The organism is Paenibacillus psychroresistens (genome assembly GCF_009728935.1).
Taxonomy (GTDB): domain Bacteria; phylum Bacillota; class Bacilli; order Paenibacillales; family NBRC-103111; genus Paenibacillus_AC; species Paenibacillus_AC psychroresistens.
Genome location: NZ_CP034235.1, coordinates 689,098 through 712,902 on the forward strand (window position 1 = coordinate 689,098; position 23,805 = coordinate 712,902).

Below are 23,805 nucleotides of genomic sequence, written 5' to 3' on the forward strand. Positions count from 1 at the left end.
GTGTATCATGATAACGATTACATTCTAAGGGGCTTCCAGTTTTATAAACTAAAAAAGAGGTGCATTTCACATGACAACATCCCAAAAAATGCTAAGATCTTTCGCAATTCTTCTTTCAGCTATTATGGTATTTACTCTAGCTGCATGCGGTGGGAGCAATAGCTCAACTGAAACTAACAGCCCAGCAGCAACAGACAGTTCTACAGCATCTGCTACACCTGCTGAATCCGTTGCACCTAAAAGTGATATTAAATTAACAATGTGGAATTTCAAAGTAGCCTTTGACCCAGGTTTGAAAGCGGTTGCGGATGCTTACAAGCTGAAGACTGGTGTAAGCGTAGAAACGCAGCTTACTACTCCAGACGATGCCTATAGGCAGAAAACGACCGCTGCAGCTGCTGCAAATGAATTGCCTGATATGTATTTATACTGGGCTGGAGCTGGCGGGGGCGCTTTTGATGGTCGGGCTATGAACTGGGCAGATGAGCTGGATAAAGATAAAGCTTGGAAAGACAGCTTCTTCCCATCGGCTTTCAATAGTATTGTGATTAACCAAGGTAATTTGGATGGGTGGCAGAAAGATGAGAAAGCCAGCCAGTGGTCAAAAGAACGCAAGGTTGGCGAATCTTACGGAATTCCACTTGATATTGGCTCCTTCTATACCATCTATGGAAATGCTAAGCTGATTAAGGAAGCTGGTTTGCCGACGACTGCACCAGCTGATATGGAAGAATGGCTTGCTAATATGAATACAATTAAAGCTAAAACGGGTGTGCCTGGACTAGTGTTCAGCGGCAAAACATTCTCTGTATATGAAAATTGGATGGCTAATTTCCAGGATTATATGAAAAATGGTCCTGAAGAATATACGAAATTTATGAATCGCGAATCTAAAATGACGGATCCGGCTCACATGCAGATTGCTCAATTTATTGAAGATGTAACCAAATCAGGTAATATGCTACCAGGGATTGTTGGCCTTGACATTGATCCTGCAGATCAAGCTTTTGCAAGCGGTAAAGCTGCTTATAACCTTGGAGGCACTTTCTCATTCGCTTCATTTAGTAAAATGGGCATGGATCCCAAAGATATCATTAGCTTCCGTGTTCCGGCATACAAAGGATCTAAAATCCCGGATGCAAAAGTAACGCCATTTCCTTTAGTACAAGTTGTTGTTTCAGATAAAGGCAAGAATAAACAGGCTGCTATCGATTTTGTTAAATATTTGACATCAGAAGAAGGCATGGTGCTTTACGCAAATGGGGCTTTCGATATCCCGGCTGTGAATGTGAAGAATAAAGAAGCATTGAATGGCGCTATTAGTTCCATGTTAAGCTCAATGAGTACCGAGAGCAATTGGTATTCAGAGAATGCTGGCGTTTCGGATAAGGTATTTGGACCTGAATGGAATAAATTCCACGAAATGAAGCAAAAAATTATTCTTGGCGCGGCAACCGCTAAACAAGCTGCTGAAGAGTTTGATAAAGCGGCAGCGGCTGAAAAGGCAAAAGAAAAGAAATAATTAGTTTGTATGGAGTAGGAGGGAGGGTTGGTCCTCCCCCTGCTTTTTAAAAAAAGAGGTGTTTACTAATGAGTTCTCAACATTATCGCAATAAAGCTGCAAGTCGTGAATCTATGGCTGCCTATATTTTAATAGCTCCAGCGATTATTTTGTTCCTTGTAATTGGGTTATTTACGGTAGGCTTTTCTTTGTGGCTTTCTTTTTATCATTTGCCTCAGGGTTCTTTGATTTCTAATGCAAAATTTGCTGGACTGGATAATTTTAAAGATTTTTTGTTGGGTAGAGATCAAATTATTTCCGAGAAATTCTGGCTTGCGCTCAAAAATAATATGATTCTTTGTATTTCAATGGTGTTTCTTGTTATTCCGATCTCTTTGTTAATTTCGATTCTTCTGCAGAGCATTACAAAAGGTGTTAGATTTTTTAGAACACTGTTCCTGCTGCCAATGGTTACATCTTCCGTTGCCATATATTATGTATGGACGGGTATTTATGATCCGGAAGGTTCCATAAATCAATTTCTAAAAGCGGTTGGTTTAATAGATGCAATGGCTGTCAATGGTTGGCTTGGAGAATTAAATACTGCGCTGCCTGCTATTATCGTTGTCATTGTTCTAGGTGGAGTACCAGGCACCATGATTCTATATTTTGCTGGTCTGCAAACGGTGGACCCACATTTGTATGAATCCGCTGATATCGATGGAGCGAACTTCTGGCAGAAGCTAGTCAATGTCACGTGGCCTATTCTTCGCCCTATTACGATCATTGCGATCATTATTAATTTAAATGGGGCATTGCAAATATTTGATCAGGTTTGGGTTATGACCAAGGGTGGTCCTGCTGGAACGACAGAGGTTGTTAGTGTACTGATGTTTAAAGAAGCGTTTGTTAACAGAAATGGTGATTTAGGTACTGCCAATGCGATGGGTTGGATTATGTTTCTCTTCACGTTCGTGCTTTCATTGATCAGCATCAAATCATTCAAGGATAAAACCTAGAAGGGAGGAGATCGAATGAAACTCACGTACCTGCAGAATATAATCATTTATTGCATACTTTTAGTCTGGGCTTTTCTTTGTGTTTATCCATTAATTTGGATGGCATCCGCATCACTCAAAGCACCTATGGAAGTTATGTCTAGTTTTTCCTTGCTGCCTTCACATAAATGGCATTGGGAAACGTATGCGGAAGTATGGAAGAAAATGAGCTTTTTCAGATATTTTTTAAACAGCCTTAATGTTACATTTTGGACATTAGTGGGGGTTAATGTTCTATTCTCCATGGCTGGATTTGCATTTGCCAAGCTTAAGTTCTTCGGGAACAGCTTTCTCTTTTATATGTTTTTGGGAATGATGTTTGTTCCTGGTGTTACGGTCTTAATTCCGCTTTTTTTAATTGAGAGCAAATTAAATATTCTGAATACCCATCTAGGATTAATCTTGCCAATGGTAAACGGTACTGCGCCATTTGCAATCTTCTTGTTTCGTAATTATTTCCGCTCCATACCACATGAAATCTATGAATCAACGAAAATCGAGGGAGCCAGTGTATTTAGGACACTTTTTCAGATTTATATACCATTAGCCTTGCCGGCAATGGCCACGATTACGACGATGAGCTTCCTGGGTTCATGGAATTCGTTGGTTCTTCCAATGGTAATTCTAAGCACTCCAAAGCTTTTTACTTTGCCGTTGGCAGTTATTTTTCTGGACACAGGTGTTTTTAAACAATGGAACGTGGTTATGGCCGGTTCATTGATCTCTATCTTACCGATTATTATCGCGTTTTTTGTCTTTCAGAAATATTACATTCAAGGGTTATCAGCTGGAGCAATTAAGTCATAAAAAATCTAAGGGATCCGTCATTTATAAATATGCTGGCGGATCCGAAGATTGGAGGTGGTCATTAACTTTAATAAGAGGTGCAGAAACTAAACGAAAATTTTTAGTTGTGCAAATTGAAAGCGCTATCTTTTTTATATTGACTTAAATAATTTAATTGGAGGTATATTTATGAAAAAGAAAGCAGTCCTAATTTTATTCTCGTTCATCTTCATGTTCACAGGTTGGCTCTCTCCGGGGAACATTCCCTTTCTGGGAACAACTACTGCAATGGCAGCACCTTCAGGAGATATTCTTAAACTTACGGTGGTCAATAACTCGGCGGATACGGGGAATTTTGATAAATATGTACGTGTAAAGCTCTCTACAGCAGGAGCTGGTTCTTATGTGATTGCGAGCGGCGATTATTTAGAATATGATGTCAAGCTTGACGGTGCGCCCAGAGATACGGGGGCAGTAGACATTCAATTTACAGACAGCTCTTATTTAAGCAGCGCATCAGGTCTATATGATCAAAAAGGGGTACATGGAAGCTCATCAGGCTCCATTAATGATGCAGCAAACACTTGGTATCACCGTAAAATTAAATTCCCTAGCAGCGCAGTTGGCAAGACCATTTCCGTCTGGGCGTTATATAACAGGGATTCTGTACCCAATGAAGTGTATTCTGTCTTTTACGATAATGTACTTATTACAGATGGAGGAGCTACCACAAAACTAACTGCATACGCGAATGGGGCTCCACCTTTTCAAACGGTGTTGAATTCCAATGGCATTTCGGCAACGAAATATGATTCCCGGTTGGAGACTTACAATCTCGGTTCTCCTTCAGGGGATGTCCTTTCCTATACAGTAACGAACAATTCGACAACAGGTACAAACAAATATGCTTATCAAAAATTCTCTACTGCAGGAGCAGGCAGCTATGTATTTGTTAGCGGGGACTATATTGAATATGATGTCTTTACTAACGATACGCTTGCTTATGGGTCAGGTGGCTTGGATATTGTGAACACGGACAGTACTGCTTTCCGTGATCAAGGTTCTTGGAATGATCAATACTCGATTGGCGGGCACCCGGTAGCAGATATTACTAAATATGCTACAGGCGTTTGGTTTCATCGAAAGCTCCAGGTGCCTGCTACCATGATTGGCAAGACGGTCAGCTATTGGATGCTGGGTGGTGAGAATGATGATGCCAGCAAAGTTTATACTGCTTTATATGACAATGTTAAAGTAACCAATGGGGCTACTCTCAAGCTCACTGCATATGCGGATGGTGCGCCTACTGTGAATACAACGATGTTGAGCATTAATTCGACTGCAACCTTGACTACAAATGCTTATGCTAATAATACAGGCAGCACATCTGGAGATATGCTGAGTTTAAGAGTGCTGAACGTTGCTGAACCGGATTATTCAACTTACGCAAGCTTCTCCAATAAGTATGCTTATTGGGTATTCTCACAACAGAGTTACACGATGGTAGCTGGAGATTATCTGGAATACGATGTAAAGAATCTGGACTTTTCCAACAACCCAGGTTTTGCTGTGGACCTAACTTTTACAGATGCGACAAATGGACGGGATTCTGGATGGATAGATCAAAATAGCCTGAGTGCCCATCCTTCTACCAGTTTGCAGCGGTATACGGGCAACCAATGGTATCACCGCAAAATTAAAGTGCCGACTTCGTTGGTTGGCAAGACCATTCTCAATTGGACGATTGCTTCGGAGAGTAACTTTACGAATGATTATATAACAGGCTTTGTGGATAATGTGAAAATTACGAATGGGGTTACTCTGAAAGCAACGGGATATGCAGATGGTAATCCTTCTGTAAACTTGGAGTCGATTAGCAATGGTATTGCGTATGCTGTTATGGCTGCTGAGCCTACAGGAGGGTACACAAGTGGAACGCCTTCGGTCGTTACGACTACTTTGACTACAACGGATGTGCCGATTGCCAGTTTTAATGTAATGAATTTTGGAGCTGTTAAAGATGGGACTACGGACGATACGTATGCGTTTCAGAAAGCATTGTTTGCTGCAGCAGCTGCAGGCGGCGCAGTTGTATATGCTCCGGCAGGCAGCTATGCCATCAAAAAACATCTCTACATTCCAGAGGGAGTGACTCTACGAGGAGATTGGAAAAGCCCGGATAGTGGCGGGCTCGGGTTGGGAACTATTCTGAAGGCATACGAATACAAAGATAATGCTAACGGGATTGCGTTTATCGGGATATATGGAAGCGGAGCCCTTACAAATGTCTCCATTTGGTACCCGGAACAGGATTATTCTTCAGTCCACGCCTATCCTTGGACCATTCAGTCCATGTTTGCGGATAATAGTAATATCATTAATGTTACCCTGATTAATTCTTATTTGGGGATTAAGTGTGGACCGAGCTTTAATGAGCTTCAATATATTAATAATGTTTATGGTACGGTATTGCGCAAAGGGATTGAGATAGGCTTTAACCCTGATGTGCCTCGAATCGAAGGGGTAAAGTTCAAGCCTGACTACTGGAGTACCTCTGGTTTAGCGGGTGCGCCTTCGGGCAGTACCAATCTGCAAACGCTGAAAAACTACACAGTCGCTAATGCGGAAGGCTTGATTTTTGGACGAGTTGATATGGGCTATACCTACGATGTAACCCTTCGTTCTTTCAAGACAGGTTTAAATTTGGCCCATGAATTTACAACCTATGGGGGGGATGCAGGCAGCATGGGAACGATGGCAAAGCTTGATATAGATGAAGGGAATGTTGGTATTCTCGTAGATTATACAAGTCCAACGGGATATGCTATATCAGACTCCATTATTAAAGCTTCCGCTGGGATTAATCCTGTTGCTGTTAAAACCACTACTAATTTCGTGAATACGGTAGGATTTAATAACAGTACGATTGGGGGCGCTCCGCAAACGGCTGTGCTTCATCAAGGAAGCGGAGGTCTGTCCTTTCAGAATTGTACCTTTAACGATTGGGGGTACAGCGCGGGAACTTATGCTATAGAAGCGCAAGCAGGTAGTTTGTCGGTTGCCGGCAGCAATTTTCAGAAAAATGCTAAATCGATTCATCTGACCACGGGAATTATTTCAGCGGCTATTATGGGCAATACATTCAATGGAGTGCCGCAGATCGATGACAACAGCGGAAAATCATCAACCAACGTGCAAATCAACCATGCAGGTTTTAGTTATGATACACGCTCATATTCCAGCCATACGTATATTGCCACGAAACCAAAGCCAGCGAATAATAACTTATATGTCATTACAGCATCACCCTATAATGCTGTAGGAGATGCTGTAACCGACAACACAACAGCCATCCAGAATGCGTTGAATGCAGCCGGGACAGCTGGCGGGGGCACTGTGTTCGTACCGGCAGGACAATTCAAAGTAACGGGAACCTTAAGTGTTCCAACTGGAGTCGAACTACGCGGTATATTCGATGGTCCACATCATACACATGTTATTGGCAGCGCATTGTTGACGACGAATGGCAGTGGGAATGCAGTGGGAACACCTTTCATTACGCTTGCAGCCAGTAGCGGAGTACGAGGGCTGACCATCCATTATCCCAATCAGGATTATACCAATGTCGTGGCGTATCCATGGGCAATCCGCAGCAATGGGTCGGGAGATTATGTAGTGGATACTTCGTTTACAAATGCATATCAAGGATTGGATTTTGGTTTGACGAATAATGCCGATAATCATTATATTCATGGGGTGCAAGGCAGTTTCTTGAAGCAGGCTATATATGTAGGGAAGAGCCCCACAGCCGGTTGGTTGGAGAATGTGCACATCAATCCGCATTTTTGGTTTCGTTCGCCTTTTGTTGGCAGTCCAGATGGAGATTACTGGGCCACACTTCATCCTTATTTGACAACAAATTTGAATGCTTTTACATTGGGACAGTGTGGTAGTGAGAATTCCTTGGGCATTTTTGTTTTTGCCAATTACACCGGATTGAGAACGGAGGCGCAGGCAGCGGGCAAGTGTAATGCAAAGCTCTATTTTGCCAGCTTTGATGCATCCAGAAGAGGGATACAAATTGATGATGTAGGTACAAACGGCGTTGATTTTATTGGTTCGTGGTTTTATACCGCTGGTAGTGACAGCACTCGTGGTTTCGCATATGTGGGAAGTGGCTCGACAGGTTCATTCCGATTGTTCAATGGTATAGTAGGAGATACGAATAGCAACCCAGTTATTGGTTTTGAGCTACGTGGCGGGACAAATGTAATTCAACAAATCAAAATGACGGGCACTGCATCAGATAAAAACTTCAAGCTATATGGAGGAACAACTCGTGTAGATACTCCGACGATTATGACAGCTTCAAGCGATGCTTATAGTGATGCAGCTATAACAAGTGCGAGATTTCTGGGTGGGACTTACAAAAGTGGGTTTGATATCACAGATAGCTCTGCGGGTAAGACGACTTTGACTGGAAATGTGACTAAATAAAATTGCTATATGGATACGAAATGATAAGCTGCAGATTTAATCTGCAGCTTATTTTTTGGTTCTTCTCGGATGGATTGATTTTTTAAACAATAAACAGTAAGAATATTTGTATTGTGTGTTAATACAAATAGGCAGCTGTTTATTGAAAGGTAGTTGAGGTTTTATGTCATTGTATCTAGGTTTGAAGGATCAGCTGCTCAAGCTTATTTTGGAAGGCAAGTATGTCAGCGGAACGGTTCTTCCAACGGAGCATGAGCTTTGTGATCAATATGAGCTAAGCCGGGTAACCGTACGTAAAGCATTAGATGAGTTGAAAAAAGAAGGAGTTATTGCTAGCGCACAGGGTCAAGGAACGGTCGTTTCCCATCGTAAAAATGGATTTCCAAGCTCATTGGACCTAATTGCTTTAGTTGCGCCAGTTCACAATCCGTTTTTTGCATCGTTTATGGAGCATTTCGAGAGAATAGCGGAGGAGAACGGTTCACTTGTTTTATTTAAACAGGATTTTAAAGGAAAAACCTTCCAATCGGATGAGCTTTGGGCTAATTATGAGATGATTGCCTATCAACAGCCCATGAAGGAAATGGCAGAGAAGGCTTACCAAAGATTAGCTGTGCAGAATAATCAGGGTGAGCTGTGGCAGGCAAGCTCTTTTGTGCTTCAAGGTGAAGTAGTAAGTTTCAAGCCAAAAATATGAGAAATTGGAGTATTAGAAGAGGAGTTTTTCCCTTTTGTTGGCCTACACACCCTTAAACAGACATAGGCAAGAATTGTATGTTAGACAGAGGTAAAGGCAGTATAGCTGTGAAAGCCTTTTCAAAACGGCGGGATATGCGGTTTTTTGCGGATTTCTTTTTCTTTTACAATCCGTTAATATAAAGGTGTACCAAAGATTCAACGCTCACATCGCAAGGCATCACCGAAAGATGAAACCATTTATTTTTTCAGTTTTAGGTTAATGACGGCGTATAAGTAATCCGCCAATCGGAAGCAAACGCCGAAACTCATTACGAGCCATAAGCTGAATAAAATAAAAGTAAATCGAGAGGGGATAGACCAATGGGATAGGTTAGCGAAGCATGCTTTACTCAGTTACATACCTATAAAAGCGATGAAAAGCTTTTTAGTATCTGCTGGCATGTGGGAAATCGTGAGAAATTGAATAAGAATGGTAATGGAAACTTAACTAAACCGCTATTGGATTGGACATGCCGTTGTGTCTCCATGAGAATGCTACATTGAAGACATGCAGTGCATGTTATATGGAAGGATAGATCAACAAATTGAATAGTAAAGGTAAGAAGTAGCCTTCGTTTATAAGATACATAAACGGAGGCTACTTTATGTCCATTTGTGGTATGATGCATCTAGAAGCTAACTGGGAGTGGACACCTTGTCTAAGAGAGAGAAAATCATTTATGCTATACTTGTTGCCGTAGTTATCACATGGGGATTAAATGTAGTCATGATTAAATATTTAACGGAATTCATCCCACCTATGCTAGTGGTTGCCATCAGAATGCCATTGGCGGGAGTGGCCTTGTTATTCTTTGCTTGGATGAAGTATGGATTATACCGACCTACTTCCAGACAGTGGCTGCTGCTTTTTTATGTTGCGCTAACCACTATTTTCATCCACCAAATTTTTATGTCTTATGGAGTTGTTTCAACCAGCGCTACCAATGCATCGCTTATTTTAGGACTCAATCCATTGGTTACAGCACTGCTTGCTTCATTAGTGCTAACCAACGAAAGGCTGCATTGGAAGCTAGGAATTGGCGCGGTTCTGGGATTCAGCGGAGTTGTGTTAGCCGTTACGTCCAAATCAGTGGATAGCTCTGTTGGAATATCTGGTTGGGGAGACGGAATTATGGTCGTTTCTATGCTGGGTTTTGTAGTGGGAGGCTTGCTGGTTAAACAAGTTATGACAACAAATATTCCTATACTAGTCGTGACTGCATACTCCACTATGCTAGGTGGTATTATGATTAATCTAGGTGCTATTTTTGTAATAGGTCCATCTGGGTATGGGGAGCTTCATTTAAGTGCAACAGCATGGGGAGTTATGTTTATGTCTGCTTGGGGAGCATCCTCCATTGGGACAATTGGCTGGAACTATGGGATCAAAGCGTTTGGTGCTGGACGCACGGCTTTATTTCTCAATGGGTTGCCTTTTGCAAGTATGATTGGCGGGGCTTTATTCTTAGGTGAGCGGATCCGCTTTATCCATTTTATAGCTTTTGTACTTACAGTATTGGGTATAATAATAGGAACACGTAAACGAAAGGAGCCATTAAATGATCTATCGCACTATGAAACGATTGGAAAAAGCTAGCTCAGTGGTGATGTTTGGAGGAGCTAAGCTTGGGCAGGCGACACAGGAAGAAGCGGATCAATCGATTGCTTACGCTATAGAGCAGGGCGTCAATCATTTCGACATGGCGGCAAGTTATGGAGATTCTGAAATTCGGTTAGGTCCATGGATGGGACGGATTCGTGAGCAAATTTTTCTCGCCAGCAAAACAGGAGAGCGTACTGCAGTTAAAGCCAAGGAAGAAATATATCGTTCCTTAGAGCGTTTACAGGTGGATCATCTGGATCTTATCCAGCTTCATGCTGTTGGAACCATAGATGAGCTTGATTTGTGTACAGCTAAAGGCGGGGTGCTTGAAGCCGTGCTTGAAGCAAAAGCGGAAGGCCTTGTTAAGGCCATTGGAATTACTGGACATGGTCATGAGGCGCCTGCTACACATTTGGAAGCTTTAAAACGATTCCCTTTTGATACGATTCTAACTCCCTATAATTATTTTCTTTATTCAATGCCTGAATATCGATTAGCTTTTGATCGTTTGGCTGAGGAAACAAGCCGGCAGTCAGTCTCACTTCGTGTCATAAAAGCAATTGCCAAAGGACCGTGGAAAGATGAGCAGCCAAGAGAATTTACAACCTGGTATGAACCATTCAGCGAGCAAAAGATCATTGATGCTTGTGTACATTTTGTATTATTCCGCCAAGATATTACTGGCTTTGCGAGTGCGGGAGACATGAGCCTGTTTCCGAAGATTGTAGATGCAGCTTCGCGTTTTGGAGAAATGAATGAAGCTGAGGTTCACCATATTTTAAGCCAAATTCCCCATTATGCGAGCCCATTTGGTGCACCGACGTCTATCGCATAATAGAATGAGAGTGAACCCATGCAACAAAGTGGCTTTAATGATAAATGGAGGGAGCAAGAAACCGAAATTTCTTGCTCCCTTCCCATTGAATTTAGTATGCAGCAAACCCTATTTTACTTAACGCGTTCTATCAATGAATGCTTGCATCGTGTACAGGACGGAAGAGTATACAAGCTGATCTTAATAGACAATGAACCTATATTGATAGAGGTTGCGGTATCAGAGGATCATCGCTTAAATATCAAATTCATTAACTGCAAGCCAAGTCATCAGACGCGCGTCCAAACTGCCTTATATGTATGGGACTGGTTTGATTTAGAAACAGATTTAACTCAGTTCTATCAGTTGGCTGAAGCAGATCCGATCCTACATAAACTTGTAAAATCACATTATGGCTTGCGGATAACAGGTATTCCTGATTTATTCGAAGCGCTTTGCTGGGCGATTATGGGGCAGCAGATTAATTTAGCTTTTGCCTACTCGCTTAAGAAACGTTTTGTCGAAAGCTTTGGTGCTGGTTTAGAGTGGGAGGGAAATCAGTATTGGTTATTCCCAACTACAGCACAAATTGCTAGTCTAGCAGTTGAAGATTTAACAAAGCTGCAGCTTACAGGTAAAAAAGCAGAGTATATTATTGACTTAGCGAAGTTAATAGAGCGTGGTGAGCTTAGCAAACAGCAGCTATTGGCAATGGGCGATTTCAAGGAAGCGGAGAAAGCGATGGTTAGCATTCGCGGGATTGGTCCTTGGACGGCTAACTATGTAATGATGAGATGTTTACGCGATAAAGCAGCATTTCCGTTGGAGGACGTTGGTTTGCATAATGCATTAAAGAAGCAATTACAGCTTGAGCAGAAGCCAACCCTCGCAGAAATTCGCAAGCATGCAATGGGCTGGGCTCAATGGGAGGCCTATGCTACTTTTTACTTATGGAAAAGCTTAGATTAGAAAGGCGGATTAATGACAATGGCGAAGCAAAAATATTATGTAGTATGGGCTGGCAAAAAGCCCGGAATTTATACAAGCTGGGCTGAAACTCAATTGCAGGTAAATCAATTTACGGGAGCCAAGTTCAAGTCCTATGAATCTCAAAAAGAAGCCGAGGCAGCCTATCGAGCAGGACCAAGCAAGAATTGGGGACAAGGGCAGAAGCCAAAGACAGCAGCAAAACCAACGGAAACCAATTCAGAGCATGCCTCTATTATTATGGACAGCTTATCGGTTGATGTCGGCTGCAGTGGCAATCCGGGGATTGTTGAATATAAAGGTGTGGATACACAGTCGGGCGAAGTGATTTTTGCTGTCGGGCCGATCAGTAAAGGGACGAACAATATGGGCGAATTTCTCGCCATTGTTCACGCGCTCGCTCATTTAAAAAAATTAGGCAGCTCGCGCACCATATATAGTGATTCGCGAACCGCCTTGAAATGGGTGCAGCAGAAACAAGCGGCCTCTACTTTGGTGAGAGATGATTCCACCAAAGAAATATGGGAGCTAATGGATCGGGCTGTTAAATGGCTGCAATCAAATACATATACAAACAAAGTCCTGAAGTGGGAAACCAAAGAGTGGGGCGAGATTAAAGCGGATTATGGGCGGAAGTAGCTCGAAATCTCAGAAAAAGGCCGATTTAAGTATCGGCCTTTTTGACATTCTAAGACTTTATTGCCGTCCAATCAAAAAGAACGCCCATGGCTGAGCTGCGGTTTTGCACCAACGAATCGTATACCTCCACGGCCTCTAAAGGGGAATAACGATGGGTAATCAATGGCTTGATATCCATTCGTCCTTGGGTGATATAACTTAAGAATAGCTTAGTCATTTCAGGATGATTCCACTCTTTATAATCCATAAGTGAATGGATGCCTAGAATAGAAACGGAATTGGATACCACATTGCTGCCCATTCCCTGAGCAGAAGGAGTAGCTGTATCCCCTAGCAGAATAACACGTCCCAAGGGTTTGACGAGCTGAGTGGCTTGGGCTAAGACGGAAGGATGGCCGGTAATATCGAAAATGACATCTAGCATCCTGCTATTGGTTTTATGCTTGATTTCTTCCTTAGCTTTACCCGCATCCATGGCTAACAGATGAATACCCGGTCGCTTTTTGACCAGCTCTAAACGGCTGTCAGCAGGGTCTATGGCGTAAATCTCCTTGACTCCGGAAAGATATAGATATTGGGTAACCAGCTGGCCAAGAAGTCCGAGCCCAATGACTCCGACCGTTTCTCCGAGCTGCAGCTCCGCTCTTCTCACGCCAAGCTGTGTAGTAGTGGCAAGGCTGCACCAAACACCTTGCTCGACACTGACATCCTTCGGAAGGGGATAAGCGTACTGAGCATCTATTTTGAAAAATTGGTTATGCGACTTTGCCACAAACACACGGTCACCTTTTTGGACTCCCTTAACTTCACTCCCCGTTTCAAGTACTTCAGCCACCATGCAATAACCAGGTTGAAAAGGATACTTAACCCAATCCGACCAGTTGGTATTCGGATCAAATACGCCTCTAAGGCATTGGAGCTCTGTTCCTGTACTAATAAGGGAACGAATCGCGGCACATAAAATTTCTGTCTGGCCCAGTGCAGGATCGAACGCCTCTTTTTGGACCTCGACCTTTTGTTTTTCTGTAAAAATAATATTCCATGATTCCATTGTAATACCTCCACGATTAAGATTATTTACCCTCGTGATTAGTTTATAGGTATCGGAATATGAAAAAAAGAGCATAGCTTTGCGGAAGTTTAACACTTATACAGCTATTGCATCTGGATGCCTATTAAGTACTTTTATCAAATAAACCCTTGTATTGGCTAGGGGTAATTCCCGTGTATTTCTTGAAAAGACGGGTAAAGGTTTGGAGATCGTTAAATCCGAGGCTAGCGCTGATTTCGGTTATGTTGATTCCCTGTATTTCCAAAAGTGATTTGGCTTTGGCAATTTTAATTTCCCGATGCAGCAGGATCGGTGATTTGCCGAACATTGCTTTAAAATGGTTGCTGATATAGGTTGGATTCATATGTAAATCCTTGGATATATCCGCCAAGGAAAGTGAAGCCTCAGGCTGGGTTACAATTTTCAAAAGAATGGATAAAAAGCTATGAGATTGCTTCCTCATATCCATGGTATCTACACTTCCAAAAGCATTTTCCAATAATAAATAAAGCAATTCGAACGATTGGGCCTTTTGCAGAATGATATTGGGTATATACCCCCCTCGTGTCTTGGAGAGCATGAATTCGTCGAATACAGCCTCAAACTTTTTATGATTCGTATATCATAGATTTGGTCCTGAACCCTAAGCTTGGCGGAGCCTTCTCTCACATAAGTCATCATGTAATGCTCTTTAAATACACTGTTCCGGTAGTTCATCTCACGGCGGCGATGGATGTCGAACGTCAGAATCTTTAATTCCGCTGTTTCCAGCAAGGCAGAGATGATATCATCCTTCACAAAAAACCACTTCCTTTTATTATATATAGCCTCATTTTGCAGGCATAGTAGGCTAATAAAACCTCCATGTATGAATAATTATACAAGTATTGGTTCTTATTTGATACTTATCTCTGAAGTATCCTTTACAACTAGCATGTTGAACCTCGCAAACAATGAGAAAAGGGTAGTTTACGCGGAAATGGAAGACTAATTCCAATTGAAAAAAGGTTTGACAGCTTCTTAACAATCGCATAACATTAATAATATGAACCAGATAAGAACCAATACAAAACTTAGGTAAGGAAGGAGAATTTTGGATGAGGGCAGTTGTTTCGCTGAAGGGTAAGATTGATATTGTAGAATTGCAAAAACCTCCCATTGAAGCGAACCACGTGCTAATAGAAACCTGTTATTCGGCTATTAGCTCAGGCACAGAGCTTTTGCTGAAAAATCGCATGACAGAGCATCCGATTTCACTTGGTTATAGCGCGATGGGAATCGTACAGGAAATCGGTGAGGGAATCACTCATGTGTCCATAGGACAACGGGTAGCTTGCTACGGGGCTCCTTATGTCAGGCATGCGGAAATACTGGCGGTTCCCAGGCATTTGGTTGTCCCGCTGCCGGATGAATGCAATTCGCAAGAGGCAGCCTTCGTTGGCCTTGGTGCAATTGCCATTCACGCGTTGCGGCAGGCTGATTTGCGTTTTGGAGAGTCGGTTGTCGTGGTTGGACTCGGCATATTGGGGCAAATAGCGAGTCAGATTGCGGAAGCTTCCGGCTACAGGCTAATTGGTTTTGATCTGTTGGAAGAACGCTGCGCAAAGCTTTCGGAGGCGTGTACGGCAATAGTGTACAGCCATGAGCAAGATGTCCGTAGTGCCATCGATTCGATTTCACAGCAGCAAGGTGCTGACGCGGTGATCATCTGCGCTAATGGCGCTAATGCGGGAATAATTGATCAGGCACTCGGGTGGATTCGTGATAAGGGAAAAATAGTGATTGTTGGTGACGTCAAGATGGACTTTGATCGGGAGCTGATGTTTGCTAAGGAGGCACAGGTGCTGATCTCGCGTGCGGGTGGTCCTGGACGGTATGACAGCAGCTACGAAAGCAAGGGAAATGATTATCCGATCAGCTACGTCCGTTGGACGGAAGGCCGCAACATGGCGGAATTTATCCGATTACTTGCAGAAAAACGAATTTCCATTGAAATGCTGATCTCTCATAAGATGACTCTTTCATCGATGACGGAGGCTTACGAATTGCTTCACGAGTCTCCGCAGGATGTCCTCGGGGTTTTAGTAGATTACGGGAAGCAGCAAGAAAACGAACCGAGAATGACAATTCTAGAAACGATCCAGGGCTAATTTAGCTTTGGATCAAAATTTAATATGTAAGCGATTTCATAATTCGTAAAAAGGGTGATGAGAATGTTTAGGTCAACAATTGCAAGAAAAGTGTTTCATAAATGGTTGTTGGTTACATTAGCTTTGTTATGTCTGATTTCCCTCGTGCCATCGGCTGTACGGGCCGCTGATTCAGCGGAGAATATTCCAGTAATAAATCCCGGATTTGAGCAAGATTTAATCTCAAACAAAATTCCGGGATGGGGTTATTATACTAGCGGCTCAACTACAGGGCTTTCACTTTCTGAATCGGTCAAGTTCGCAGGTGCTAGAAGCTTGAAGATGGTGAAAACAGTAACAAATGCGCCGCTTGGAGCGGAAAGCATTAAACTTGCTGTCACTTCAGGGAAAACCTACGAAGCTGCAATTAAACTAAATTTTAAAGATGCTGGCGGTTCGGGATCTCCTGCTCTATGGATTCGTTGGTACAATGCAGCGGGGCAGCCGTTAAACAAACAAGCTACTTATTCGATCCCTGCACCTCCATTAAACAAGTGGTTGGATATTCATGCTAATGGTATTGCACCATCGGATGCCGCTTTTGCGACGATTTTCGTGTATGCTTCCACGGGTGTAACAATGGCTGCCTATGTGGATGAAACGCAGTTTTATCGGGTTGTCGATCAGATTGCTCTGCAGAATCCTGGATTCGAAACGGCTGCATCAGGGTCGACTATTCCAGGCTGGGGGCTTTATTCTGGCACACCAACCAGCTCCATTTCGATAAGTACGGCAGAGCAGAATAGCGGATTGTCTAGTTTGTTGTTAGAAGATACCAGCAACTCGCTCCCTGCTGGATTGAATACACTAGCGATCGCTGTGGAACCCGATGGTTTGTATGAAGCAAAGGCGAGTGTTCGCTTGATATCAGGCGGGAGTGTAGTCATGTACATTAAATACTACAATTCTGCAGGCAGTGAAGTCGGTCAATCCTCCATTCAATTCGCTGCTCCGCTTAATACGTGGAATCAATTTAAAGTGGAGGGGATAGCTCCGTTAAATGCCGTAACGGCTAAGGTCTTACTGTATTCTGGAGTGGCGACTCTTAGCAAAGCTTATTTCGACGATGTCTCCTTTACAAAGAAAGTAAATGAGACGCTTTCGTTGCCTTTTGCATATGGGGCGCCTGTTAATTTAGGAAAGGCGACGCTTGCATCCTCGACATTAGGGGGAGCAATTGGCAACGGAGAGCTTTATTTCGTGTCTAACGGCGCACCAGGGACGTTTTATGCAGTTAATGCCGTTACGGGGGAAATTAATTTCTCGGAAGCAGTCCCTGGCACGACAGAAACTTGGGCGGTGACGGTCGGTTCGGATCACAACGTTTATTTTGCTGCTACGGCCAATCGCGGCTTCTGGAAGTACGACCCGATCCTGAAGAAGATCACAAAAGTGGGGAATAATCCTTCCGAGAATTTCGTTTGGGATCTGGATGCGAGTTCGGACGGCATTATATATGGCTCTGTCTATCCGAATGCCAAAGTATTTACCTATAACACCAATACCGGTTTGTTTGCCGATCTCGGCAATATGTATCCAGGTGAACAATATGTCCGTGGAAGCGGGGTTACCGACCGGTACTTGTATGCCGGAATTGGTTCAATCAAGCATTTGATCCGAATCGATCGAACAAGTGGAGAACGGGTGGAAATCCCGCTCTCAGTTACAGGTCAGACCGGGTTTATCCATAATATTTGGGCTTACAACGGCCTCCTTTATATCGCTCACGGAACATCAATGATCATCCTTAATGAGCAAAATTTCGCTGATGTGAAGCTGAGTATCCTCAATACGGACTCAAAAGCTTTTGATGGCCAAATCTCCCCGCCATCCCCTTATAATGACAATCTGATTTATTATCGCAATAAAACTTCAAGCAATTTGTGGTCTTATAGTGTCGCAACGAATACGGTGCAGGCTGTGACACAGCAGAATACGCTTCCGGAAGTCGACTCCAGAGCATTGAATTGGATCACATTACCTGACGGCAGCCAAGTGTTGGCTATCCTTTTCGCGAACGGTAAATATACACTTTACAATCCGCAGGATAACTCCTTGGAAACTATCCAAGTACCTGTGGCAGGGGACGGTGTTAATATTCAAAGTCTAGCGGCAGGGCCGGACGGCAAGCAGTATCTCGGTGGTTTTATTGATGGGCTTAGCGTATTCGATGAATCCACTCAAAGCTACCAGGTGCAAGCGTCTATTCCTAATTCTGTACATCAAGTAGAGGAGATCGGCTTTTTGAATGGCAAGACTTACTTCGGTGCTTACACAGGAGCGCGCATCTATCGTTACGATGCAGGTTTGCCTTATAGCTATGGGGAGACAGCTGCGAATAATCCAGGTTTGGTTAATACGATTCCACAGCTGCAAGATCGGCCTTACGCGTTTGCTTCGGGCGATAACAAGCTGTTTGTAGGAACGGTACCGGCTTATGGAGTTCTGGGTGGCAGCTTGACCATTTTTGATGAGACAACCGGTTTGTGGAGTACTAAACGGAACGTTGTACAAGATCAAAGCATTATTGCTCTCGCCTATAAGAATGGAATTGTTTACGGAGGCACATCTATCGATGGTGGCCTAGGGTCAGCCAGTACGGCCACTTCCGCCAAGCTGTTCAAATGGAATACGGCAACAAACACCAAGGTGGATGAGTTTGAGCCAGCTATCCCAGGCTTGACATCGCCGATATTGCTTGGCGGGCTATCCTTTGGTCCTGATGGATTGCTTTGGGGCGGTGCATGGGGAACGGATGCTCAAGGTGGATCTATTTACGCAATCTATGCGATGAATCCCAACACCAACGCTGTTGTGAAAAGTAAATTAATTTACCCTAATGTGAGCGGAGGCAACACTTGGCGGGCGTTTTATTTACGGTGGGGGAAAGATGGCTTGCTGTATACGACAATAGCGCGATATGTGACGGTTTTCGATCCGGTCACCTTGAAATCACGCAAGCTTGTGGATGCCCAAACCAACCTGATGGATTTGGGTATGGACGGAAGCATTTATTATACATCGGGGCCGACACTGTTCAAACTGCCCGTTCCGCTTTCTCAAGCTTCCATATCGATGGGAAATGCCACACTAGAACAGGGGAAAAGCGAGCCTATTATCAGCTCCGCTGTTCTGGCGAATGGACTTCCGGCCATCATGGCGGGGGGCACAATTGCATTCACAAGCAGCGACCCAACTGTATTGACAGTAGTTTATGGGCAGGCACAGGCGCTTATGGTGGGATCCGCAAATGTATATGCCGATATAACTTTGGGTGGGAAGACCATTAGGACCAATACAATTCAGGTTACGGTGGCACGGGCACCAATTGACCCAACCTTCACAGCAAATATTGCAACTCCAACCAATACGGACATCATCGTAACAATCAGCTATCCAACTGACGCAGCGGCGAAAGAATATAAAGTGGGGGCAAGCGGAACATGGATAGCCTACACGGATCCTATTGTGGTTTCAAACAATAATACAGTCTACGCAAGAGAAACGAATCCTGCAGGCAGAGTATCCAATATAACCAGCTATGTGATAAGCAATATCGATAAAATAGCGCCAGCTACAACAGCAAGTTTATCGCCAATACAGCCGGATGGACCTAATGGTTCGTACATAAATCCTGTCACAGTAACGTTAGTTAGTGGAGATAATCTTTCTGGTGTGGCGAGCACCGAATACAGTTTAGACGGGGTTTTATGGCAGCAGTATAATTCCCCAATTACGTTTGCTAAGCAAGGTCAGATCAGCTTGCTTTATAAGTCAACAGATCTAGCGGGAAATGTTGAAGCCGCGCAGAATCTTGGCTTTACACTTGCTGCATCAGCCGTAAAGGTTCAGCTTAAAGACAGCAACGGAAATCCGCTAAGTGGGGGTGTAGTTAGCTATTACGATGGAGGATGGAAAGAGTTTGGCATAACGGACAGCTCCGGAACGGCAACGAAATCTTTAGCGAATAAGAGCTACACCTTCAGCATGACTTATGAAGGCACACGCAAAGAGCTTGTACAAAATACAGGAACGGATAATGTGGTTGTTTTCCAGACCGTCAACGTTAAGGTGCAGCTCAAGGACAGTCAGGGAAATCCGTTAGATACTGGAGCAGTGAGCTATTATGCGGGAAGCTGGAGAACCTTTGGCAATACGGTTGGAGGCCAAATCAGCAAGGAATTGTTGGCAGGTTCCTATACCTTTAGTATGACTTATGAAGGCACACGCAAAGAGCTTGTACAGAATACAGGAACGGACAATGCGGTTGTTTTCCAGACGATCAACGTCAAAGTGCAGCTCAAAGACAGCCTGGGAAATCCGTTAGATACCGGTACAGTAAGCTATTATGCAGGAAGCTGGCGGACCTTTGGACTTACAACAGGAGGAGAGATCAGCAAAGAGCTGTTGTCCGGTACTTATTCCTTTGATATGAGTTATGCCGGAACGCATAAACAAATTGCAATTAATATCACAACAAATCCAACGATAGTCTTTCAAACCCCCTTGGGATAAAAGGAGAAAGGATGATTAGAATGACTATGTTCATGTCAGGTAGAAAGATACTGCAAGTTTGTTTTTGTGGGGTATTGTTAGCTTTGTTATGCTTGGTTATCCTCAAACCTTCACCCGTACACGCTGGCGATACAATCGTGAATATTCCGGTGACAAACTCTGATTTTGAAGAAGAATTGGTTTCAGGTGAAATTCCAGGTTGGGACAATTTCTCTGGCGGCTACACAAATTCGGGTCTTACCTGGACGGGAACGGTCAAATACTCTGGCCTTAAAAGCGTCAAATTCTTGAAAACGGCCACGGGGTTACCGCTCGGATTGGAAAGCTCACAAAAAACAGTCACGGCAGGAGAAACCTATGAAGCATCGGTCAAGCTGAATGTTGCCAGCTATACCGGTTCTCCGTCGCTTCGGATTCGCTGGTACAACTCATCAGGAATATACTTGAGCAAAGAAGCGATTTATAGTATTACCCCAACTTTAAATGTGTGGCAGGATGTACGCGTTAAGGGGGCTGCGCCTTATGATGCCGCCTTTGCAACGATTATGGTATATTCTGACGCCTCGTATACAGCTTCGGCGTATGTGGACGAGGTTATGTTGTACCGCGTAGCCGATTACAATAGTCTGCTTAATTACGGATTCGAAGAGATTAATGGATCTGTTATCCCAGGATGGACGAATTACAATGCTAACGGCACCGTTGAACGAAGCGTAGCACAGCACGACACTGGGGTTGCTAGTCTGCGAATTTATGACAACAGTACTGTGAATAGCGTTGGGCTTTTCAGCCAAGCGATTATTGCAGAGCCGGGAAAAGCATATCAAGCAAAGGCGAGAGTGAAATTGATATCCGGAAGCTCACAAGCGTATATTAAATTCTACGATGCAGGCGGCAACGAGATTCTTTCCAAATCCTATGCAATCAACAACGCGCCCAATTGGACCTCATTAATCAATTTTTATGAAACGGCTCCAGCGACTGCGGCCACGGTCAGATTGTTATTTTATTCTAGTCTAGGGGGTACCAGTGAAACGTATTGGGACAATGCTTCGTTATTTATGGCAGGGCTCGAAGTTTCGAATGCGTACAACTCTCCTGTTAGTTTGGGTGAAGCGACGGAATCAGCGTCGACGCAGGGAGGAGCGATATCGAGCGCGAACAACGAAGTGTATTTCGTGTCCAGCGGCAATCCGGGAAGGTTTTATGCAGTTAATGCCACTACGGGGGTAGTCAATTTCTCGGCTCTTGTACCGAATACAACAGAAACCTGGGCGGTTACTGTTGCGTCAAATAATAAAGTGTATTTTAGCAGTACAAATACAAGCAATGGCAAGTTGTGGATGTATGATCCGGTTTCAGATGCCATCACAGTGGTAGGAATCAATCCGGCTCCTAACTCGAAATTCGTCTGGGATCTAGATGCGGATGCGAACGGTAAAATAATCGGCTCTACCTATTCCCCAGAGGTTGCTGACGTAGGTAATCCTTCCATTGATGATCCTGATGACGGCAAAATATTTGAATTCAATACAAGTAATAATACGTTTAGCAGCCTCATCAATAACGGGGCGATGTATTCGGGCGAGAATTATGTTCGGGGTTCTGCAGTTACCAGCTCGTACGTGTATGCGGGAATCGGCGCAAAAAAGCATTTGATACGAATGGATAGGGCTACCCAAGCCAAAGTGGAAATTCCTCTCGGAGTATATCATAATGGAGCGAATATTACGGGGTCGACAGATTTCGTGCACAACGTCTGGGTAAACAGCGGAAAACTGTACGTCGCGCATGGTACTTCGTTTAGCATTATCAACGAGAGCTCACCGTATAATGTGTTGAAGTTTGTAGATTGGCAGGATCCAGAGGCGTTTGACGGCAAGTTCGCACCTCCATCCCCTTATAATGCCAATCTGATCTATTATCGCAATAAATTTACGAGCACTCTGTGGACGTATAATGCTTCAACGAATGTGGTGGCGGAAGTGTTGAACGCGTCGAATTTACCGATTACTCTTCCATCCTTTGGGCTAAAAGCAATCGATTGGGTCAACGCAGATGGTGTCCAAAAGCTGGCGATGCTGTTCTCAAACACACAGACCGCGCTTTACTATCCGACCACGAATGCATTGACGGTATTTCAACCGGTTGCGTCTGTTAGCGGGGTCAATATTCAAAGCTTGGCGAAAGGACCGGACAACAAGCTGTATCTTGGCGGTTTCATCGATGGAATGAGTGTATTCAACGAGACATCGCAGACATACCAAGTGAAGCAGGCGGCTCCGTTCGCTCCGCACCAAATTGAGGAGACCGGCTTTTTGAACGGCAAGACCTTTTTCGGTGCTTATGGGGGAGGGCGTATTTACCGCTATGATGCAGGTTTGGCTTATAACTTCAAGGAAGATGCTACGGGTAATCCAGGTCTCGTTTACACGGTTCCAAATCAAGATCGACCTTATGGATTTGCCTCTGGCGACAACAAGCTGTTTATCGGAACGGTAGCTGGCTACCAACAGCTGGAAGGTGCCTTGACCACTTACAATGCAACGACCGATACATGGCGGACGGATACCGACATTGTATATGAACAAAGTATCATTGCGCTCGCCTATCGTAACGGCATCGTCTATGGAAGCACGTCGATTGACGGAGGTCTCGGTATACCGCCTGTGGCGACGACAGCCGTAATGTTCAAGTGGGATGCGGTGAATAACGTTAAACTTGGCGAAAGTCCGCTTACGATCAATGGTTTGACGAACATCACACTCATCGGCAAGCTGGTATTTGATTCGGATGGAAATCTGTGGGGCGGCGCATTCGGAAATACTAACTACAGTTCCCATACGGCTTTCGCGCTCTTTAAAATGAATCCCGCGAACTATCAGATTCTAGATTCTATTGTGATGTATCCAGATTCCCCAAGAGCAAGCCAATGGCGAGGATTTTATTTGAACTTTGGAACGGACGGCAAGTTGTATACGACGATCGGTCGTTATTTAACTGTATTCGATCCGGCTAATCTAGCGAATAATACTAAGGTTGTAGATAAAAATGTTTCACTGATGGCGATGGGCTTAAACGATGATATTTATTATACAACAGGAGGAACAAGGCTTTTTAAATTGCCTAAGCAGTAGTGGATTTTATTGTCAGAACACGCGAAAACACCCCGTCCTGTAAGCTAAGGACAGGGTGTTTTCGCGTACCCTTTCTCACAATCGGCCGTTATTTGATGGCATTTTCAACGGATCTCTCGAAATATACGCAGATTCTGCATGTAATAGGTTGTCATCAAAATTTATAAGCCTAATATTTATGCTAAAAATAGAGTTTAGGACCAGAAATTGATGCTTACGCACAATTTTTAGGCTTAAGTTTAAGGATTTTTTGAAAAACCAAGCTTTTTCCTGGAGATAAGCATGATTAT

The 23,805-nt window shown here is 43.7% G+C and carries 14 protein-coding genes; 12 read left to right on the forward strand and 2 right to left on the reverse strand.

The genetic code is table 11. From position 1 onward, the window contains the following. Positions 1-70 precede the first annotated feature (70 nt). The 9 genes from EHS13_RS03405 to rnhA all read left to right on the forward strand — a co-directional run bounded on the left by EHS13_RS03405 (position 71) and on the right by rnhA (position 12,623). A complete protein-coding gene (locus EHS13_RS03405; RefSeq protein ID WP_155699016.1) occupies positions 71-1,522 on the forward strand; it encodes an ABC transporter substrate-binding protein in 1,452 nt (483 codons plus the stop codon). A gap of 68 nt (positions 1,523-1,590) precedes the next feature. Beyond that, complete coding sequence (locus tag EHS13_RS03410) at positions 1,591-2,520, forward strand: carbohydrate ABC transporter permease (RefSeq protein ID WP_155699017.1); 930 nt, start codon at positions 1,591-1,593, stop codon at positions 2,518-2,520. A 15-nt stretch (positions 2,521-2,535) separates the two neighbouring features. After that, a complete protein-coding gene (locus EHS13_RS03415; protein ID WP_155699018.1) occupies positions 2,536-3,366 on the forward strand; it encodes a carbohydrate ABC transporter permease in 831 nt (276 codons plus the stop codon). A gap of 168 nt (positions 3,367-3,534) precedes the next feature. Next, positions 3,535-7,842: a glycosyl hydrolase family 28-related protein gene (locus EHS13_RS03420; RefSeq protein WP_155699019.1), complete on the forward strand. Its 4,308-nt coding sequence runs from the start codon at positions 3,535-3,537 to the stop codon at positions 7,840-7,842. Between the two features lie 163 nt (positions 7,843-8,005). Beyond that, the gene (locus EHS13_RS03425; RefSeq protein WP_155699020.1) at positions 8,006-8,539 is read left to right on the forward strand and encodes a GntR family transcriptional regulator; all 534 of its coding nucleotides are present in this window, start codon (positions 8,006-8,008) and stop codon (positions 8,537-8,539) included. A 696-nt stretch (positions 8,540-9,235) separates the two neighbouring features. After that, the gene (locus EHS13_RS03430) at positions 9,236-10,177 is read left to right on the forward strand and encodes a DMT family transporter (protein ID WP_155699021.1); all 942 of its coding nucleotides are present in this window, start codon (positions 9,236-9,238) and stop codon (positions 10,175-10,177) included. Continuing rightward, the gene (locus EHS13_RS03435) at positions 10,140-11,018 is read left to right on the forward strand and encodes an aldo/keto reductase (RefSeq protein WP_155699022.1); all 879 of its coding nucleotides are present in this window, start codon (positions 10,140-10,142) and stop codon (positions 11,016-11,018) included. The genes EHS13_RS03430 and EHS13_RS03435 overlap by 38 nt, the downstream gene beginning before the upstream one ends. Positions 11,019-11,036: 18 nt before the next feature. Beyond that, positions 11,037-11,966 (forward strand): DNA-3-methyladenine glycosylase 2, encoded by a 930-nt coding sequence (locus EHS13_RS03440; protein WP_155699023.1) that lies wholly within the window; start codon positions 11,037-11,039, stop codon positions 11,964-11,966. Positions 11,967-11,984: 18 nt separating this feature from the next. Continuing rightward, positions 11,985-12,623: a ribonuclease H gene (gene rnhA, locus EHS13_RS03445; protein WP_155699024.1), complete on the forward strand. Its 639-nt coding sequence runs from the start codon at positions 11,985-11,987 to the stop codon at positions 12,621-12,623. A gap of 49 nt (positions 12,624-12,672) precedes the next feature. Here rnhA and EHS13_RS03450 read toward each other — a convergent pair whose 3' ends face one another. Both EHS13_RS03450 and EHS13_RS03455 read right to left on the reverse strand, forming a co-directional pair. Continuing rightward, positions 12,673-13,674, reverse strand: a complete 1,002-nt coding sequence (locus EHS13_RS03450; RefSeq protein ID WP_162462933.1) for a zinc-dependent alcohol dehydrogenase — start codon at positions 13,672-13,674, stop codon at positions 12,673-12,675. Between the two features lie 124 nt (positions 13,675-13,798). Beyond that, positions 13,799-14,254, reverse strand: a complete 456-nt coding sequence (locus EHS13_RS03455; RefSeq protein ID WP_155699026.1) for a helix-turn-helix domain-containing protein — start codon at positions 14,252-14,254, stop codon at positions 13,799-13,801. A gap of 562 nt (positions 14,255-14,816) precedes the next feature. Between EHS13_RS03455 and EHS13_RS03460 the strand changes: the two genes are divergently transcribed. The 3 genes from EHS13_RS03460 (at position 14,817) to EHS13_RS03470 (ending at position 23,515) form a co-directional block, all read left to right on the forward strand. Continuing rightward, the gene (locus tag EHS13_RS03460) at positions 14,817-15,824 is read left to right on the forward strand and encodes a zinc-dependent alcohol dehydrogenase (RefSeq protein WP_227013774.1); all 1,008 of its coding nucleotides are present in this window, start codon (positions 14,817-14,819) and stop codon (positions 15,822-15,824) included. A 63-nt stretch (positions 15,825-15,887) separates the two neighbouring features. After that, a complete protein-coding gene (locus EHS13_RS03465) occupies positions 15,888-20,378 on the forward strand; it encodes an OmpL47-type beta-barrel domain-containing protein (RefSeq protein ID WP_155699028.1) in 4,491 nt (1,496 codons plus the stop codon). An 11-nt stretch (positions 20,379-20,389) separates the two neighbouring features. Further along, a complete protein-coding gene (locus EHS13_RS03470) occupies positions 20,390-23,515 on the forward strand; it encodes a carbohydrate binding domain-containing protein (RefSeq protein ID WP_155699029.1) in 3,126 nt (1,041 codons plus the stop codon). The last annotated feature ends 290 nt before the right edge of the window (positions 23,516-23,805 follow it).

Bases quoted from the DNA above. Each gene is read 5' to 3' on its own strand.
- EHS13_RS03405 (WP_155699016.1), top strand. From the start codon at position 71: ATGACAACATCCCAAAAAATGCTAAGATCTTTCGCAATTCTTCTTTCA.
- EHS13_RS03410 (WP_155699017.1), top strand. From the start codon at position 1,591: ATGAGTTCTCAACATTATCGCAATAAAGCTGCAAGTCGTGAATCTATG.
- EHS13_RS03415 (WP_155699018.1), top strand. From the start codon at position 2,536: ATGAAACTCACGTACCTGCAGAATATAATCATTTATTGCATACTTTTA.
- EHS13_RS03420 (WP_155699019.1), top strand. From the start codon at position 3,535: ATGAAAAAGAAAGCAGTCCTAATTTTATTCTCGTTCATCTTCATGTTC.
- EHS13_RS03425 (WP_155699020.1), top strand. From the start codon at position 8,006: ATGTCATTGTATCTAGGTTTGAAGGATCAGCTGCTCAAGCTTATTTTG.
- EHS13_RS03435 (WP_155699022.1), top strand. From the start codon at position 10,140: ATGATCTATCGCACTATGAAACGATTGGAAAAAGCTAGCTCAGTGGTG.
- EHS13_RS03440 (WP_155699023.1), top strand. From the start codon at position 11,037: ATGCAACAAAGTGGCTTTAATGATAAATGGAGGGAGCAAGAAACCGAA.
- rnhA (WP_155699024.1), top strand. From the start codon at position 11,985: ATGGCGAAGCAAAAATATTATGTAGTATGGGCTGGCAAAAAGCCCGGA.
- EHS13_RS03450 (WP_162462933.1), bottom strand. From the start codon at position 13,674: ATGGAATCATGGAATATTATTTTTACAGAAAAACAAAAGGTCGAGGTC.
- EHS13_RS03455 (WP_155699026.1), bottom strand. From the start codon at position 14,254: ATGCTCTCCAAGACACGAGGGGGGTATATACCCAATATCATTCTGCAA.
- EHS13_RS03465 (WP_155699028.1), top strand. From the start codon at position 15,888: ATGTTTAGGTCAACAATTGCAAGAAAAGTGTTTCATAAATGGTTGTTG.
- EHS13_RS03470 (WP_155699029.1), top strand. From the start codon at position 20,390: ATGATTAGAATGACTATGTTCATGTCAGGTAGAAAGATACTGCAAGTT.